Source organism: Mycobacterium appelbergii (assembly GCF_032883035.1).
In the GTDB taxonomy this organism is placed as follows: domain Bacteria; phylum Actinomycetota; class Actinomycetes; order Mycobacteriales; family Mycobacteriaceae; genus Mycobacterium; species Mycobacterium appelbergii.
On sequence record NZ_JAMQTH010000009.1, the window covers coordinates 234,810 to 250,291 of the forward strand.

Annotated in this window: 20 protein-coding genes and 2 pseudogenes; 17 read left to right on the forward strand and 5 right to left on the reverse strand. The window is 64.3% G+C overall.

Features of this window, described 5'->3' with window-relative positions; genetic code table 11:
* The first annotated feature begins 79 nt into the window (after positions 1–79).
* The 14 genes and pseudogenes from M1247_RS21920 to M1247_RS36450 all read left to right on the forward strand — a co-directional run bounded on the left by M1247_RS21920 (position 80) and on the right by M1247_RS36450 (position 7,300).
* On the forward strand, positions 80–208 hold the full coding sequence (locus M1247_RS21920; protein ID WP_317158481.1) for a hypothetical protein: 129 nt from the start codon (positions 80–82) through the stop codon (positions 206–208).
* On the forward strand, positions 205–1,131 hold the full coding sequence (locus M1247_RS21925; protein WP_317158482.1) for a hypothetical protein: 927 nt from the start codon (positions 205–207) through the stop codon (positions 1,129–1,131). The genes M1247_RS21920 and M1247_RS21925 overlap by 4 nt, the downstream gene beginning before the upstream one ends.
* Before the next feature lie 12 nt (positions 1,132–1,143).
* Positions 1,144–2,139, forward strand: coding sequence for an AAA family ATPase (locus M1247_RS21930; RefSeq protein WP_317158483.1), 996 nt, complete (start codon positions 1,144–1,146; stop codon positions 2,137–2,139).
* 848 nt (positions 2,140–2,987) lie between these two features.
* A complete protein-coding gene (locus M1247_RS21935) occupies positions 2,988–3,311 on the forward strand; it encodes a hypothetical protein (RefSeq protein WP_317158484.1) in 324 nt (107 codons plus the stop codon).
* The gene (locus tag M1247_RS21940; RefSeq protein ID WP_317158485.1) at positions 3,308–3,481 is read left to right on the forward strand and encodes a hypothetical protein; all 174 of its coding nucleotides are present in this window, start codon (positions 3,308–3,310) and stop codon (positions 3,479–3,481) included. The genes M1247_RS21935 and M1247_RS21940 overlap by 4 nt, the downstream gene beginning before the upstream one ends.
* 65 nt (positions 3,482–3,546) lie before the next feature.
* Positions 3,547–3,705 (forward strand): hypothetical protein, encoded by a 159-nt coding sequence (locus M1247_RS21945; protein WP_317158486.1) that lies wholly within the window; start codon positions 3,547–3,549, stop codon positions 3,703–3,705.
* An 11-nt stretch (positions 3,706–3,716) separates the two neighbouring features.
* Positions 3,717–3,899 carry a hypothetical protein gene (locus tag M1247_RS21950; protein WP_317158487.1) on the forward strand — a complete coding sequence of 61 codons (183 nt, stop codon included), beginning with the start codon at positions 3,717–3,719 and terminating at the stop codon, positions 3,897–3,899.
* 306 nt (positions 3,900–4,205) lie between these two features.
* Positions 4,206–4,553: a hypothetical protein gene (locus M1247_RS21955; RefSeq protein WP_317158488.1), complete on the forward strand. Its 348-nt coding sequence runs from the start codon at positions 4,206–4,208 to the stop codon at positions 4,551–4,553.
* Entirely contained in the window at positions 4,550–4,825 is a 276-nt protein-coding gene (locus tag M1247_RS21960) for a hypothetical protein (protein ID WP_317158489.1), read from the forward strand. Before M1247_RS21955 ends, M1247_RS21960 begins: the two co-directional genes overlap by 4 nt.
* A gap of 8 nt (positions 4,826–4,833) precedes the next feature.
* A complete protein-coding gene (locus M1247_RS21965) occupies positions 4,834–5,118 on the forward strand; it encodes a hypothetical protein (RefSeq protein ID WP_317158490.1) in 285 nt (94 codons plus the stop codon).
* 26 nt (positions 5,119–5,144) lie between these two features.
* A complete protein-coding gene (locus M1247_RS21970; RefSeq protein WP_317158491.1) occupies positions 5,145–5,432 on the forward strand; it encodes a hypothetical protein in 288 nt (95 codons plus the stop codon).
* Positions 5,433–5,607: 175 nt separating this feature from the next.
* Positions 5,608–6,285, forward strand: coding sequence for a hypothetical protein (locus M1247_RS21975; RefSeq protein WP_317158492.1), 678 nt, complete (start codon positions 5,608–5,610; stop codon positions 6,283–6,285).
* Positions 6,282–6,437 (forward strand): annotated as a pseudogene (locus M1247_RS36445) (hypothetical protein); the annotation flags it as partial. The gene M1247_RS21975 and the pseudogene M1247_RS36445, both read left to right, overlap by 4 nt.
* Positions 6,438–6,616: 179 nt before the next feature.
* The gene (locus tag M1247_RS36450) at positions 6,617–7,300 is read left to right on the forward strand and encodes a glycine-rich domain-containing protein (protein ID WP_410506920.1); all 684 of its coding nucleotides are present in this window, start codon (positions 6,617–6,619) and stop codon (positions 7,298–7,300) included.
* 339 nt (positions 7,301–7,639) lie between these two features.
* On the opposite strand, the gene M1247_RS21985 is transcribed toward M1247_RS36450, so the two are convergent.
* On the reverse strand, positions 7,640–8,038 hold the full coding sequence (locus tag M1247_RS21985; protein ID WP_317158494.1) for a hypothetical protein: 399 nt from the start codon (positions 8,036–8,038) through the stop codon (positions 7,640–7,642).
* 41 nt (positions 8,039–8,079) lie between these two features.
* Here M1247_RS21985 and M1247_RS21990 point away from each other — a divergent pair.
* A pseudogene (locus M1247_RS21990) lies at positions 8,080–8,379 on the forward strand (hotdog fold domain-containing protein); the annotation flags it as partial.
* A 55-nt stretch (positions 8,380–8,434) separates the two neighbouring features.
* Here the strand turns inward: M1247_RS21990 and M1247_RS21995 are convergent.
* Both M1247_RS21995 and M1247_RS22000 read right to left on the reverse strand, forming a co-directional pair.
* Complete coding sequence (locus tag M1247_RS21995) at positions 8,435–8,785, reverse strand: nuclear transport factor 2 family protein (protein ID WP_317158495.1); 351 nt, start codon at positions 8,783–8,785, stop codon at positions 8,435–8,437.
* A gap of 25 nt (positions 8,786–8,810) precedes the next feature.
* Complete coding sequence (locus M1247_RS22000) at positions 8,811–10,304, reverse strand: carboxylesterase/lipase family protein (RefSeq protein WP_410506917.1); 1,494 nt, start codon at positions 10,302–10,304, stop codon at positions 8,811–8,813.
* Positions 10,305–10,525: 221 nt separating this feature from the next.
* Between M1247_RS22000 and M1247_RS22005 the strand changes: the two genes are divergently transcribed.
* Positions 10,526–11,776: a cytochrome P450 gene (locus M1247_RS22005; protein ID WP_317158497.1), complete on the forward strand. Its 1,251-nt coding sequence runs from the start codon at positions 10,526–10,528 to the stop codon at positions 11,774–11,776.
* Here M1247_RS22005 and M1247_RS22010 read toward each other — a convergent pair.
* Positions 11,761–12,393: a TetR/AcrR family transcriptional regulator gene (locus M1247_RS22010; protein WP_317158498.1), complete on the reverse strand. Its 633-nt coding sequence runs from the start codon at positions 12,391–12,393 to the stop codon at positions 11,761–11,763. The two genes, M1247_RS22005 and M1247_RS22010, sit on opposite strands and share 16 nt — an antisense overlap.
* 101 nt (positions 12,394–12,494) lie before the next feature.
* On the opposite strand from M1247_RS22010, the gene M1247_RS22015 reads away from it, so the two are divergent.
* A complete protein-coding gene (locus M1247_RS22015; protein ID WP_317158499.1) occupies positions 12,495–14,072 on the forward strand; it encodes an MFS transporter in 1,578 nt (525 codons plus the stop codon).
* On the opposite strand, the gene mftG is transcribed toward M1247_RS22015, so the two are convergent.
* Positions 14,059–15,471, reverse strand: a complete 1,413-nt coding sequence (mftG, locus tag M1247_RS22020; RefSeq protein WP_317158602.1) for a mycofactocin dehydrogenase MftG — start codon at positions 15,469–15,471, stop codon at positions 14,059–14,061. The two genes, M1247_RS22015 and mftG, sit on opposite strands and share 14 nt — an antisense overlap.
* Positions 15,472–15,482 lie beyond the last annotated feature (11 nt).

A 15,482-nucleotide genomic window follows, 5' to 3' on the forward strand; every position in this document is an offset into this window, starting at 1 on the left:
CGCGGTCTCGATCCTCAATTTTGTGAGTACACGAAACACGCCGGCACAAACGAACAGGTGTTCGTTTACCGTCTGCGCTATGACCGACGCCGAGTGGATTGCGGAGCAGCTCAAAAACGCGCCGCCGTTGACCGCAGAGAAGCGGCAGCAAATTGTGCGGCTACTGACGCAGCAGCCCGTTGTGAAGTCGACCGAGGTGGCGTCATGACGATTAGCTTCGAGTCCATCGTGGACGCAGTTGTTGTCGATGCTCCACCCAGCAAACTCACGGATGGTATAATCATACCAGGACGCCGCTCGGAATGGGTTGGTGCTGGTAAATATCAGGTTCATCCTGACGGCCGCGTGCGTAAGGCCAGCAACCGACACCCGGTCAAGGACAGGGCGATCATCGCCGCGCTGGTCCCGCAGCCCACGTCGCTGTACTTCCGGCTGGCGTGCTGCGGCCAGACCGTTGACGTCAACCACGCTGCTGCTGCCGCGCTGCACTGGGGACGCTGCGTGTCCTCGATGCAGGGCGATAGCGGGAAGATTCCGCACTCGACCCGCATCGACCGGGACCCCGAGGCCGGCCCGTATATCCGCGACACCACGATCCGTCGAACTCGCCGCCGCAACGTGCGGTGTGGTGAACCGCGGGTCCTCGTACCACTCGTGCCAAACCCAAAGGGCGGTATGAGTTTTGCCATCCGGCCGTGGTCGGTGGCCATGTCCATTCTGGCCGGGTTCGGCCATGTCCTCGACACGTCGGCGACACGCTATCCAAAGGAGGAACCGTGCGATGCTCCAAGCCTGACTTGCACCCGCACATCCCGAGTGCGAAGTACTGCCCCGAGTGCCGTAGAGAACGGCAAGCGAAATGGCGCCAGCGCAACCGTGACGCCCGGGCACTGCTCGACGGTCTGGCTGACGATGGCGGCGGAGCCGCGCAGATCGCTGCGGCGCAGGAGGAACATGGCCGAGCCTGACCAATGGGATGAGCCCAGTGTGGACGATGTCCTGGAAGAAGCTCGTCACGAGGAGCATGACGACATCGGCCTCGTTCTCGACGACGGTAAAGCCTACGGGCCACTGTGCGATGAGCCCGCGTGCATGTGGCGCTGGACCCGGCACGGCGGCGAATGCTACTGAGAGGGGGCAACCGTGATTGACTTCGCAGCCCGATTCCCACGGACCACAGCATGGGGCGAGTACGAACGTGGCAAAGATGTTGACCCCTGGGTTTTCCACGAGACGATCTGCTCGTCGGTCACGATGGTCTACGGCCGGTCGAACGTCGGCAAGTCCTATCTCGTGTCCTCGATGCTGCTGGCCCTGTTGACCGATAACCACGAGTTCCTGGGGATGACACCCGTTGATCCGGCGAAGCTGTGGAAGCCTGCCGTCCTCTGGACCGACCCGGACTCCGGCCGCGAATACGGCACCCGTCTCCACAAAGAAGGCGGACTGCCACCCGAAGCTGAGGTCTCGATGTTCCACCTGGGTCGCACCGCGCGAACCGTCGAGTGGGATAGCCTCACAGACGGGCTACTGGCCGAGGGTTTCAACTTCGTTGTGCTCGACAACTTGATGGGGGCGACGGGAGACACGAACGACGCGGCAGCATTGACGACCGTGTTCGACGGGTTGACCAAGCTCACCAATCGGGGGATACCCGTAGTGGTGCTGCACCACGAGTCCGAGCACGGCTACTCGGTGGCGGGGGCTAAGCCGATGGGGCTGTCGATCAGCACCCAGAAGGCGCGGGCGTGGATTCAGGTTCGGAAGACCAACCGCAAGGGTCTGCGTGGCGGGAACACGGCATGCATCATCGACGGCAACGGGATGACTCAACCCCAACAGTTGGTGGCCGTGCCGCAAGCAGGGCCGTTCTATCGGCTAGTTCAGCGTGGACCGTGGGGTGACTCTGACGACAAGCCGAAGCAGCAGCGGTCCAAGGACCGGTTGGACGACGGTGCCGATCTCCTGGCGTGGCTGAACACCAATTGCAAGGGGGCGACGGTTCGTGACGCGGCCGCCAAGGTTGCCGCCCACCTGGGCATCACGGAGAGCAGCGCCAAGCAGAAGATCAACCGGGCAGGCATCCGAAAGGGCGAAACGGACAAACAAACCTGGGTACACCGCGTACCCAGCAAGTAACTGTTCCTGCTGGTAGAAGGCTCGGGTACTGGGTACTGGGTACCCCCTATATAAGGATATTCGTCCCTCACATCCTCATTACCCCGCTTGTTGTTTCACAGGTTGCCACCCAGTGAGGGCATGAACACATCGCTCAGAACGATGTTCAACATGCTTGCGATAACTACCTGTTGCTGCGGCGAAGGCCGCAGGCCGAGAGCCGCTCCTTTTCCCTTCGGGTGACGTTGACGTTGCGTTGGGTAGCGGGTTGAGTCCCTTCCGCCTTCGGCGGGGCCATCCATGAAAGAGAAGGGCATCGCTGCCGTTGGGTGGCTATCTCCCTGATGGGCTGTGGCTGGCCTCCTGTCTGGCCAGCATTGTTTAGAAGTTACTTCTTATAGGCGCATCTAAGCGCGGAATCTTCAAGCATCGGAACAACATTGACTCCACTAGCATTAACCGTCGCGACCGTTGACGGTCCCCAATCTGTGCCCCTGCATATCGATCACACGGGAGGCTGGACAGCCAACCGTGACGGCTTCACGGTCCATCTCACGGTGACCCGAAGCGGTCCGGTCTCGGCGACACCGAGTCACTGCCGCTGGATCGAGACCTAGAGACTTCGCCGCGCAACCCAGGATGGCCATCCCATTCCCCGCGGCGGACATCCGCTGTCCACTCCTGTGCAGCAAGGCAACTTGGTAGGGGGTTGAGCCAAGTTGTCACCCACATCTTCCGACGATGGGCCGCTCAAGTCCTGTACTTGATCACCACTGTCGCCGGAAACACCGCCCCGGTCGTTGAGCGCGCTTATTCCCCTTCGCGATGCTCCGGCCGGGGCGGTCTCATCTCTCATGGAAGGAAACACATTGTCTATCGAGGTAACCGCAACGTTGCCCTGGATTCAGGTCAGCAAAGCAGCGGGCCGCGGAGTGGTGCACCAAGGTGTCCACGTTCGCCACGCCCGCGACCTGGCTGAGACCCTGCTGGCCGGCATCGAGTGCTGGGCCGAGCACGGCACCACCAGCTCCATGACCGTTGACGACTTGACGGCGCAGGTCCTGCCCGATGGCCGCGTGAAGCTGATCGCCTACCACGACGATGGCGGCGAACGGTACATCGTTTTCACACAGGCCGAAGCTGTTGACCTCGCCCTCGCCTTGGTCGAGTGGGCCGAGGCGGATGGCCGATGATCCGCATCCCCAATGATCGCGGCGATGTGGTGGTGTTCAGGCAGCCCGGCAAGCAACGCTTGATCGAGATCAGCCGAACGCTCGCCCACGGCAAGGAACATCGCCTGATCTTCCCCGAGGCGCTGGCGATCGCCGTCGCGGATGCCCTCGTGGATGTCGTCGAGCAGTGACCGGGAAGCGCAGGCGGAATGCCATCCGTTGCGGGTGTGGCCGCAGCACTCATCGACGTAGTGGCGTGTGCATCCTCTGTACCGATCTCGATCTGGCTGTCGAGCAGCATCCGAATGGCGGCCTGATCATCTTGGGTCAGCGACTGTCCAACCAACAAAGCCGTGCGATCAGTGATCGGATACATGACCTGTTGGACCTCGACGAGATCTTCGGGGCCGAGTGAAGCGGGTAGAAGTGGGCATGGTCGACGGCCCGCCTGTCGTGCTCCAACTCGACCTCAACGGCGATGTCGACATCACCCGAGCGATTGCCGGTGATGGCAGATGTACTCGGCTGACCCTGGATGAGCAAACGGCTTGGCTGGTGTGCGAGGCCGTATCGGATCTGCTCGAACAAGACGACATCCATTCGCCCTGAGCAGCTCTCAGAGCAACCGTGAGACCATGCCTAGGCATTCCACCCACGGGCGCAGCAAACATCAACCACAGGGCCGCTGAGAGCGGCGCACGGGGCAGCCTCGACGAGGACCCGGCCACCAGACCCCCCACCAAGGCCAGCCCGGCGCGGCCGTCATAGTCGGACAGCCACAGCCTGCTAGCACAGGAATCTCAACCTGAACCCCCAGACAGTGCTCCGCCGCTGGTCGGAAGGGGTGAGGTTCGTCTTGAACCTTACCGATCAGGTACCTATTCGTACCTTACAACTATTGCTTGGAGTGTAACTATGCCACGTAAACGTACCGCAGCACAGAAGCTGCGCGAACAACTCGATGCCGCGTTGGCGCGGGTGTCCGAGGAACGTCACGGCGACCCGGACCGCCTCGATTGGGACGAGCGGGAGCTACAGCATCTTGCCGCCGCGGAGGCTGCTGCCGATCTGGCTGAGCGGCTGACCGAACGTCTAGTCGACCCCGATGTCAGTACGTCGCTGTTGATCAAGTTGGCGGCTGAGCGCCGTATCCAGCTGAAGTCCATCGCCGACCATATCGGCGCCCTGACTGTGTGGGCCACGATCCCGAAGAGCGAGCGCCACGTGAAGGCCGGCCAGTACCGCATGAGGAGTGCGAAATGACTTTCGAGAAATCGGGTCCCGCCAACCGGCCGAAGCGGGACCCGCGTTACGTGCCTGGTGCGCCGGAATTCGACGGCCTGCTGTGGCTGGAGTCCCAGGGGATGCTCGACAACGAGAGCGAATTCCAGGCCAGGCACTGGAGCACCGGAACGTTCACCCCGTGCACTGACGACCCCGAGTGTCAGTGCTGGGTCAGTCCCGCTCATTGCCACCGCTGCCGCCGACCCGTCAGCGGTCCCGGTGAACTCTGCCCATCATTCAACAACTGTTAGGAACCAACATGACTGAACTGTCCAAAGATCATTGGATAGACCCCCGGACCGGCGCGTGGTCGTCGCTGCCGTGGCCAGCCGATCCTAACGAGAAGCACCACCTGATCGAGAACTCGCTCGGACCGCTGTTGATCAGGTGGGCTGAGGGCAATCTTTCCGATGAAGAATCTGTACACGGTCTGGTTAATCCGGTGACCGGCGAATCCTGGAAGTTCACCGACGACCAGAAGCGTGCACTGATTCTGGCCCTGGCCTACAGCCCAGAAGATGGCAAGCCCCTATTCGGGCTGTAAATCACTTCCAACGCAAGGAGAATCAAATGTCTGACTATCAACCCCCCGAGCTTGCCGTGGATCGCATCGCCGCCGAGTGGAACCGGGTTTTCAATCCCCCGCTCGCTGACGCAGTCGAGGAACCTGAGGCCGAGAGTGCCGAACTCGAACCTGTCGGCAAGTCGTCGGTCATCCCAAGTGCGGGCCACACTCCCGGCGAGCTCACCGCCGACCAACAGAAGAACCTAACCAAGCGCAAGACCAACACAGAGATGTTGGCCGACATGCTCGCCAATCAGAACACCGCATATCAGTGGTACGGACCTCAGCACTAACCCATCTATCCAACTAGGAGATAACATGACTATTCAGCTCAAATCCGTTGACTCGCCAGGCTTTCAGCGTCAGCCGATCCGCACCGCACTACTCGCCAAAGCTGGGTTCGCGGCACCCGATGAACATGCAGAGCTGGCTAGCCGGCTGGCTGCGTTCAAGAACCTGGACAAGCCCGTGACCGCGTGGCTGATCGACGCGCTCATCAACGGCGATGACGTTGAAGCATTGCGCGCCCAATCCCTCGCAGAGTTCGGCGGGCAGGTTCATCTGCTCAATGCACACGTCGAAACAGCGATCACCAACCGCTTGGGGCGGATTGTGAGGGAGGACGCCGCCGAGACGTACAAGGCCGTGCAGGCGAAGTTCAATACCGCAGCCGCCGCGCTGACGGTCGCGGCAGGTCTGGTCGATCCGACGACCTCGGCGCATGACATCCTCGCCCTGAACGACTTGAAAGTCCAAAAGGCTTGGCAGGCAGCGGCAACCCATTCGGCAGAGTTGGACTCGCTCCTGGTGCCGCTGGTCGGCGCAGCCATGAACGCTGGCGTCGCGCATCCCGCGGCCAACGATTCCGTGGCCGGGTCACGGAGTCCGAAGTCGAAATCTCTGGCGTTCGGGTTGACGGTCGACGCGTCAGGATGTGAGGACTACCGGGCGCCGTGGAATGCATGGGATTCCGACAACAATGCGTGGGCGGCGCTGCTGGCGGCTGGCGCGACCATTCACGCCAAGGACCTGGACGCATACGAGCCGGCGCGCATCCCGAGCCGCCTGGTGGACAAGAAGGTGCTGCGAGAAGATGGAACATACATCTTCGTCACGGTTGACCCCGATTTGGAGGGGAGCCTATGACTCTCCGCAACGACTGGCAGACGGGTGACGTCCTCACGGCGGATGACGTCAACGATGTCGCCAACGAGGTTAACGCCAACACTACCGGGTTAATCGGGAAGGCCGACACTACCCATACCCACGAGCTAGCAGACATCACTGATGTCACGGCCACGGCGGAAGAGCTGGACTTCGTGAGTGGCGTGACCTCGGCCATCCAGGGGCAACTGGACGGCCAGGCTGCCCTATCACACACCCACTCCGCTACGGAGATAACTTCGGGGACTCTCGGCATCGCCCGCATTCCTACGGGGACATCTTCGACAACGGTGTGTGTCGGTAACGACACGCGATTGTCGGATCAGCGCACACCAGCGGTGGCGGAGGCTACTTCACCACCACGACCAACGTGTCTCGACGCGGCGGCCCTGGCGGTGGTGGTGGTGCCAAAGTTTTCCGCACCTGGATACCCGTCGAGTCCCTGGGGCCGACAATCTCGATAACAAGGGGCACAGGCGGGGCTGGTGCCATCCGCAGCGGGCAGGACGGGTCACCGGGCGGTGCGTCGGTTTTCGCATCCGGCTCGGTGTCGTTGATAGCAGGGGCGGGCGGTGGCGCTACGAATGCCACCTCTGGAGGGAACGGGGTCGTGGGCGCCGGTGGTACGGCGAGCGCATCGGGCATCACCGCGACGACCGCCAACGGAACATCCGGCGGGCAGTACAACAGCGCCGCCCCAGACAACGCTGCTGGCGGTGCTGCTGGTGGTGGTGCGGGTGGCGGGATCAACTCCACCGGCGTCTCCCTGGCCGCCCGCCGAGGTGGGGACACAACAACGGGAACCGGTGGGACTGCCGGCAATGATGCCCTGGATCAGGCGGCAGGTGACTCCGGCCCTGGCGGTGGCGGCAATGGCGGCGCGGGAGGCAACTACGGCGGCGGCGGTGGTGGAGCCCGTGGCGGCATTGGCGGGTCAACCTCCGGGCCGTCTGCCGGTAACGGTGGCCACGGCTACAGCCTTGTGGAGTGGGTGTGAGGGGCCTGGGCTCTTTCACGAACCGCCAGCGTCGGGTAATCTGCTCATCACAGCGACCTTCCCTCTGTAAAGGTTCGCAATCTCTCGTGGCATGGACAGAGCGACTGGCAAAAGTCGGCCGTGGATTCCATGCACAGGAGAAAATCATGTTCGACATTCATGTTCCGGTTGATCGTTGGGGCAACCCTGTCCGCCGTACCGAGGCTGAGTCCGAGGAGTTGCAGGCGCGGCTTGACCGCCTACGGGACAGGTTCGAGGCGCGGTTCCCGACCGGGCGCTGACACAGCAAGAGACCCCCGCACCATTCCTGCGGGGGTCTCTTCGTTGGTCTAGCTGGCTTTAAACCGCGCGTGAGAACGTCGGGACCATCGAGCATGGGGCGTACGTGTCCGTGGCGCTCATCCGGACTATCTCGGCATTCGCCTCGGCTAGCGATGCGGTCAGCATCCGCACCGCAACCGTGGACAGCAGCTCCGTGTTCCCGACGATGTCCACCCACCGCTTTACTTGACCCGTGCTGAGCTGAATGCGTCGGATACTCACGGTGACACCATCGCTGCCGATCCACCAATCGAGAGTGTTGTCGTCGTGCAGTGGCACCACCCACGATGAGCCGGTGAACGTGCGGAAGGCGATGCCGGTGGAGTTCCACTCGGCGGCGGTGTTCTCCCAGGGGCCGAAGTCCAGCGCCCCGGCGGGCTCGGGAAGATCAGTGATGGTTGATTGGATGGTGGTCATTGCGGTGCCTCCGTGGTCGGGGGTGCAGTTGCTCGACACCCTTCATCTACAACCACCTGCACACCGTGCACGCGATCGCGTCGTGCAACGCCGCCGAGATGGCGATGGGGATGCTGATGGAGGCGACCGTGCCGACCAGCCATCGTTGGATCCCCAAGGCGATGAGTGTCTCCTACCTCGCCAAGGCGACCACGTCACTGAGGGCCACGGCCACCCTCGACCCGCCCGACTTCACCGCGATCGGCGATGGCGCCGACATCGTTGTTCCGGTCAGCGTGACCGACCGCAACGGCGTCGAGGTGGTGCACGCCGACATCACCACGTGGGTGACCGCGATCTAGGGATTTCGGCGTGATCCGTTCCGCTGAGCGCAACCGATCACGCCGAAATCGCTCATCAGAGATAGGTGCCGTGGCCCTCGCGCACCAGGTCGCCGTCGAACAGGAGCACTTCGTTGACCAGCCCGCCGCGCTGATTGCGGTAATTGATCACCAGGACCGATTCGCCGCGGTACACGTCGAGGACCTCGAAGTGCAGATCCGGCATCCCCGCCAGCGCGGTCATCCAGTAGTCGCGAAGCGCCGCCTTGCCCCGCACCCGGCCGTCGCTGCCCGGGATCACCCGCGCGGCCACCGGTGAGGTGAAGACGACGTCATCGTGGAAATGCGTCAGCACCGCCTCGACGTCATGGGCATTGAAGGCCTGCACCCAGGAATCGGCGAACGTCTGCGGGTCCGGCGTCGGCATTGGTCGGTGTGCCTTTCAGTCGTCTTCAGTTCAGCCCCGCCCAGAACGGGCACCGGTGCTCATTGGCGAACCCGTCCATCATCTGTGGGCCGCCCAGCTTCAGCGACATGATTTTCGCCGCCTCGTCCGACGGCGGCCAGGCGGGTTGGCCGTCGCCGGCCGGATCGCCGGTCCTGACGAACTGACTCCAGTACGCGATCATCGACGCCGACAACTCCTGCTGCGCCGGATTCAACGGTGGTGCGCCGCCCACGTCGAACAGGTAGCGGAGTTCGAGCGAATGGCTGGCGCCGACCGGAAACGGCAGAGTTTGCATGACATCTGGGGCCGGCGCGGTCCGGTCGTTGAACTCGTAGGAGTAGACGGTGTCGGTGCCTGCCAGCCCGCCGGCCAGCCGGTTGGCCACGCAGGAGAACTCCCCGTCGGTCACTGCCGCCGAGTATGCCTGCGCCACACCGCCGTAACGGTCGATCGGGTAGTGGGCCGCCACGGCCGCGGCGTGGCGGCCGAAGGTCTCGGCCAACAGTGCGGGGTACTGCTCTACCGTGAAGCGCTGCCCTTCCCGCAGATACCGCAACGCGGTGAAGAGCGTGAACTCGTCGCGGTTGGTGCCGATCAGCACGGGCACGCGCGCGGCCCGCCCACCGGCGATCTCGGCCACCGGATCCTGGGGCAGCTCCGTGGTTCCGACCACCGGCCCGGTCAGCTCGTCACTGCCGATATTGAAGTACCAGACCGGTTTCCGAAGGTCATCTGTCGGCAGCGCACGCAGGCAGGCCGCGGCGGTGGCCGGATCGGGGCACCCGACACCGGCGGCGTACTCCACGCTGTCCCGCTCCGCGGTGGCCAGATCTGCTTGCGCCTGGCATGGCGGGCTCATCAGGATCGCAGCCCGGAACAATCCCGCCGACCCCGGCGCCACCAGATGGTCACACACTGACATCCCGCCCGCGGATTCACCTGCGACCGTGACTTTTTCCGGGTCTCCACCGAAGGCGGCGATATTGTCGCGGACCCAGCGCAGCGCGGCCTGCTGGTCCGCCAGCCCGTAGTTGCCGACGTCGCCGGCGGCGCCCAGCGCGGGGTGGGCCAGGAATCCGAGAGTGCCGAGCCGGTAGTTGATCGTGACGACGATGATGTCGCCACGCGACGCCAACCACCGGGAGTCGTAGACATCGCCGCTGCCGTTGACGAAGGCTCCGCCGTGGATCCACACCATCACCGGTCTGGGTTCACCCGAGGCAGGCGGCGTCCACACATTGAGGGTGAGGCAGTCCTCGGAGGTGTTGCGGCCGTTCTCCGGGTCGGCGGCCGGATCCTGGACACATCGCGGTCCAGGGCGGGTGGCATCACGCTCCCCCTGCCAGCCCGTCGCGGCGACCGGCTTCGCGAACCGCAGCGGACCGACGGGTGGTGCAGCATAAGGAATTCCGGCGAACAACCGATAATCGGCTGCCACCGTCCCGCGCAGCGCCCCGGTGGTCGTCTGGACCACGGCGGGATCACCGGGGGGCGGCATGCTCCGACTGTCACTGCGACCGCATCCCGACATGACCGACACAACAAGTATGAGCACGGCGACCAACGCGCTCAGACGACCTCGGCGGTGGCACACCTTAGCGGGCAGCACGCGCTGAGCCTACTGGCATCTGTTCCCGCTTTTCCCTTCCTTGGGTGGCGTCGGTCACATAGGGTGGAACTTGACACTCGTCAAGAAAGTCCGATCGGGAGGAAATCCGAATGAGTGCGCCGACCATGGATGACGCCGCGAAAGTCCTGGCCGACCCGACGGCGTATGCCGACGACTCCAGACTGCACACCGCGTTGACCCATCTGCGCGCCAACAACCCCGTGGCCTGGGTGGACAATCCGCCATACCGCCCGTTCTGGGCCATCACCAGGCACGCCGACATCATGGCCGTCGAACGTGACAACGAATTGTTCATCAGCGAGCCACGGCCCCTGCTGGCCACGGCTGCCGCCGACGACATGGCCAGAGCTCAACTGGAATCGGGAATGGGCCTTCGCACGCTCATCCACATGGATGATCCGCACCACCGCAAGGTTCGGACCATCGGCGCAGACTGGTTCCGCCCCAAGGCAATGCGCGCACTCAAGGTCCGTGTCGACGAACTCGCCAAACGCTACGTCGACAAGATGCGTGACATCGGCCCCGAGTGCGATTTCGTCACCGCGATCGCCGTCGACTTTCCGCTCTACGTGATCATGTCGCTGCTCGGCCTGCCCGAGGAGGACTTCGGCCGCATGCACATGCTGACCCAGGAGATGTTCGGCGGCGACGACGAGGAGTACCAGCGCGGCGAGTCCCTGGAGGACGGGTTGGCGGTGTTGATGGATTTCTTCAACTACTTCTCCCGGTTGACCGCGTCGCGGCGGGCCAACCCGACCGATGATCTGGCATCGGCGATCGCCAACGGCCGAATCGACGGTGAGCCACTGACCGATGTCGACACCGCGTCGTACTACGTCATCGTCGCGAGCGCCGGCCACGACACCACCAAGGACGCGATCTCGGGCGGATTGCTGGCGCTCATGGAGAACCCGGGCGAGATGGAACGGCTACGTGCGCACCCGGAGTTGATGGGCACGGCCGTCGAGGAGATGATCCGCTGGTCCACGCCGGTCAAAGAATTCATGCGTACCGCCACCGCCGATACCACCGTGCACGGGGTACCCATCGCCAAGGGCGAATCGGTATACCTGGCTTATGTTTCCGGCAACCGGGACGAGGAGATCTTCACCGAACCGTTCCGGTTCGACGTCGGACGCGACCCCAACAAACATCTCTCGTTCGGCTACGGGGTGCATTTCTGCCTGGGTGCCGCGCTGGCCCGGATGGAGATGAACAGCCTGTTCTCCGAGTTGCTGCCCCGACTGCAATCCATCGAATTGTCCGGTACGCCCGAGCTTTCCGCGACCACCTTCGTCGGCGGCCTCAAGCATCTGCCGATTCGTTACTCGGTGCGCTGAGGCGCTCGGCCGCCGGCGCGGTGGGTGGCCAGGAAGCCATCCACCGCCGCCCGCGCGCATGCGGAGTAGTCGAACTCCGGCAATGTGCTGAGCTTGCCGAGCACGATGGGGCCCAGTAACAGCGCGGCGGCTTGAGTGCGGTCGACCTGCCCCAGTTCGGCCACCGCGTCCGGACTGTCGAAAATCGCCTCGAACGGCAACGCGTACTGTTCGGCGACGCGCTCGCGCAAGGTGCGCACCTGGGGGCTGTCGGCAGCCCGCCAGGGCAGCTTCTCCATATCCCCGCCCAGCGACAGCCATGACATCGCGGTGATGCTGATCGGCGCCTCGGCGATCATGTCGGCCTGCGCCTGCACCAGCGCGATCAACCGGTCCCGAAGCGTGCCCTCGTCGGGCGGGATCGGGGCTGCGGGCATCAGAGCATGAAAAGCGGCTGCCAACAAGTCATTTCCACTTGGAAAGTGGCGGTACAGAGTGGCCCTGGCAACGTTGGCAGCCCGGGTGACGGCATCCACCGTGACCGCGCTCGGACCGCCTGAACGCAGGAGCGAGGTCGCCGCCTCGAGTAGTCGCGCCCGCGAACGGGCCGGCCGTGGGTCACCACTCCCGGCGGTCACCTGCTACCCCTTCGCACTGCACCTCCGCACAAAACAAGACTTACCGTCTCCCTACGAGACTGTTAGTCTCAAAACTATCGTCCGACGAAGGAGACCGCTACATGACCGAATCCCTCGTCGATTCCGCACAGGATATAGACCCGGGCATGGCGATGTTGTCGAAGCGGCAGCGCTACTGGTTGCTCGCGGTGGCCTGTGCGGATGTTTCGATCGTGGTCGCGTCGATGGTGGCGCTCAATGCCGCGCTGCCCGACATCGCCATCGAGACCTCGGCCACCCAGACGCAACTCACCTGGGTGATCGATGGTTACACCCTCATGCTGGCGTGTCTGCTGCTCCCGGCAGGGGCGATCGGCGACCGGTACGGCCGGCGCGGTGCCCTACTGGTCGGGTTGGCGATCTTCACGCTGGCTTCGGCGGCACCACTCATCTTGGACAGCCCGGTCGAGTTGATCGTCGCACGTGCGGCCGCCGGGGCCGGTGCGGCATTCATCATGCCTGCCACGCTGTCGCTCCTGACCGCGGCCTATCCGAAGGCCGAACGCAATAAGGCCGTGGGGATTTGGGCCGGCGTGGTGGGATCCGGGGCCATCGTCGGCTTCCTGGCCACCGGTGGCCTGTTGCATTTCTGGACGTGGCAGTCGATCTTCGTCGCATTCGCCGCGGCAGGGCTCGCGCTGTTGGCGCTCACCTGCACCGTGCCCTCATCCCGCGACGAGAATGCCGCCCCGCTGGACTGGCGTGGCGCGGTGCTCGTCGGCGCGGGCGTGGCGGTGTTCGTTTTCGGCGTGGTCGGCGCCCCCGAGCGCGGGTGGAGCCACCCCATGGTCTGGGGCGCGATGGCCGGCGGGATCGCACTCGCCGCCGTGTTCACCCGCGTCCAGTTGCGACGCGAGCACTCGTTGCTCGATGTGCGCCTGTTCGGCAGGCCAGATTTCGCAACCGGTGCCATCGGCATGACATTCCTGTTCTTCGCCAACTTCGGATTCTTCTTCGTCAGCATGCAGTACATCCAGCTGGTGATGGGATACAGCCCGATCGAGACCGCATTTGCTTTGTGCCCGTTGGCTATTCCGGTTCTCGCCATCGGTGCCACCACTCACCTTTACCTGCCACGGCTCGGATTGCGGATTGCGGTGTTCTGCGGCCTGGTACTGATAGCCACCGGCCTGCTCTGCATGCGATCACTCGAACTCGACTCGTCATACCTCGCCTTCGCCTGGCCGCTGCTGATCATGAGCACCGGAATCGGATTGTGCACGGCCCCAGCTACTTCCGCAATCATGGGGGCAGTTCCCGACGAGAAGCAGGGTGTTGCGTCGGCGGTGAACGACACCACCCGGGAGGTGGGTGCCGCATTGGGTATCGCGGTGTCGGGCTCCATCCTGGCCGCGCAGTACCAGGACCTGCTCGCGCCGAAGATCTCCGACATTCCGGTCGAGCTCCGCGAGCCTGCGCTACATTCTCTTGCCGAAGCGCTGGCGGTGTCCGAGCGCCTGGGTGGCGCTCAGGCCGGCGGGCTGTCCGAACTCGCCCGGCAGGCATTTCTGGAGGCGACGAACTCCGCACTGCTCGTCATGGCAACGGTGATCTCCGTGGCCGCGGTCTTCGTCTGGGCGTGGGCGCCGGGGCGTGACGGGCAGCAGCTCCGATCGATCCGTCGGATCAGGTCACGATGAACTCGGCGGCCCGGTGACCGATCATCGCGATCGTCGCATGCGGGCCGCGGCTGGTGATCGCGGGCATGATCGACCCGTCCACCACCCACAGACCGGTCACGCCGAGTACCCGGCAGGTCGGGTCGAGTACCGCATCGGTTCCGGTGCCCATCGGCGCGGTACCGGCCAGATGTTGCGACGTCGACCAGGATGGTTCGCCGACTTCACCTGTCCCGCTGACCAATTCGTGAGTAAGGGCAGCGCCGTCGGCCAGGGTGATGGCGTCGGCGGGCGCACTGTCGTACCGGTGCTCGATCACCGGCCGCACCGCTGGATCGGCGCTCGCCAATCGGAGGTTTCCGCGCGAGGAAGGGCGCATCAGCGCCACGCCGATGTGGGGCCGGTCGACAGGGTCGTCGCGGACGCCGTGCACCATCGCGGCGAACCCCGCGGTATACGGCCTGATCTCCAGGCCCTCGGCCGTGGTCAGCACCGCCTCCAAAGGCGGCAGGTCATGCGTCGGTGTCCAGTCGATCGGGAGCACCCATTCCGGGTGATCCACCGTGGCCGTCCCCACCGGCACCCCGGAGCGCACCGCAATACCCAGCGGCTCCAAAACGCCGGGCGGACCGACTCCGGACAACATGAGCAGGTGTGCCGATCCAATTGCCCCAGCGCACAATATGACCCGGTCGGCATCGATGGTCTCACCGTTCTGGCACTCGACCCCCACCACCCGACCGCCGGTGAAGCGCACGCGGCACACCCTGGTGTCGGTCTTCACGGTGAGATTGGCGCGGTGCAACGCGGGCTGCAGGTAGGCACCGCCCGGGCCCACCCGGGTACCGCCGTCGATGTTCATCGGCACCGCGCCCACGCCTGCGGGCAGCGTGGCGGCACGATCCGAACCGTTGAGGTCCTCCAGCCAGCCGAATCCGGCAGCCGTCGCCGCGTTGACGAAAGCTGCTGTACAACCGTCGAATTCACGTACCCGGCGTACCGTGATCGGCCCGTCGGACCCGTGAATCGCATTGTCGAAGTCCAGATCGTTCTCGATCGCCAGGAAGTGTGGCAGCACGTCTTCCCAGGCCCACCCTGGCACCGCCCAGCGGTCGAAGTCGGCAGGCAACCCACGGCAGAAATAGCCACCGTTGACAGCCCCCGATCCCCCCACCACGGCGCCACGCATGATCTCCGCATGACGGCGCGGTTGCTCGGTCAACGTCACCGGATAGTGCCGCACCACCCCACTGGCCGCCCCGATGGGTAGCCGCAGACCGTCGGTGATCTGCGCCGCCACCCGGGGGTCCGACAATGCCGGGCCGGCTTCGACGACAGTCACCTGACAGCTCGGATCTGCGGAAAGCCGTTCGGCCAACACTGATCCGGCGCTGCCGGCGCCGACGATCAGTACGTCAATCTGCTTCAGCG

Bases quoted from the DNA above. Each gene is read 5' to 3' on its own strand.
- M1247_RS21920 (WP_317158481.1), top strand. From the start codon at position 80: ATGACCGACGCCGAGTGGATTGCGGAGCAGCTCAAAAACGCGCCGCCG.
- M1247_RS22000 (WP_410506917.1), bottom strand. From the start codon at position 10,304: ATGCCGCCCCCCGGTGATCCCGCCGTGGTCCAGACGACCACCGGGGCG.
- M1247_RS21955 (WP_317158488.1), top strand. From the start codon at position 4,206: ATGCCACGTAAACGTACCGCAGCACAGAAGCTGCGCGAACAACTCGAT.
- M1247_RS21985 (WP_317158494.1), bottom strand. From the start codon at position 8,038: ATGACCACCATCCAATCAACCATCACTGATCTTCCCGAGCCCGCCGGG.
- M1247_RS21965 (WP_317158490.1), top strand. From the start codon at position 4,834: ATGACTGAACTGTCCAAAGATCATTGGATAGACCCCCGGACCGGCGCG.
- M1247_RS22015 (WP_317158499.1), top strand. From the start codon at position 12,495: ATGACCGAATCCCTCGTCGATTCCGCACAGGATATAGACCCGGGCATG.
- M1247_RS21940 (WP_317158485.1), top strand. From the start codon at position 3,308: ATGATCCGCATCCCCAATGATCGCGGCGATGTGGTGGTGTTCAGGCAG.
- M1247_RS22005 (WP_317158497.1), top strand. From the start codon at position 10,526: ATGAGTGCGCCGACCATGGATGACGCCGCGAAAGTCCTGGCCGACCCG.
- M1247_RS21925 (WP_317158482.1), top strand. From the start codon at position 205: ATGACGATTAGCTTCGAGTCCATCGTGGACGCAGTTGTTGTCGATGCT.
- M1247_RS21970 (WP_317158491.1), top strand. From the start codon at position 5,145: ATGTCTGACTATCAACCCCCCGAGCTTGCCGTGGATCGCATCGCCGCC.
- M1247_RS21995 (WP_317158495.1), bottom strand. From the start codon at position 8,785: ATGCCGACGCCGGACCCGCAGACGTTCGCCGATTCCTGGGTGCAGGCC.
- M1247_RS21960 (WP_317158489.1), top strand. From the start codon at position 4,550: ATGACTTTCGAGAAATCGGGTCCCGCCAACCGGCCGAAGCGGGACCCG.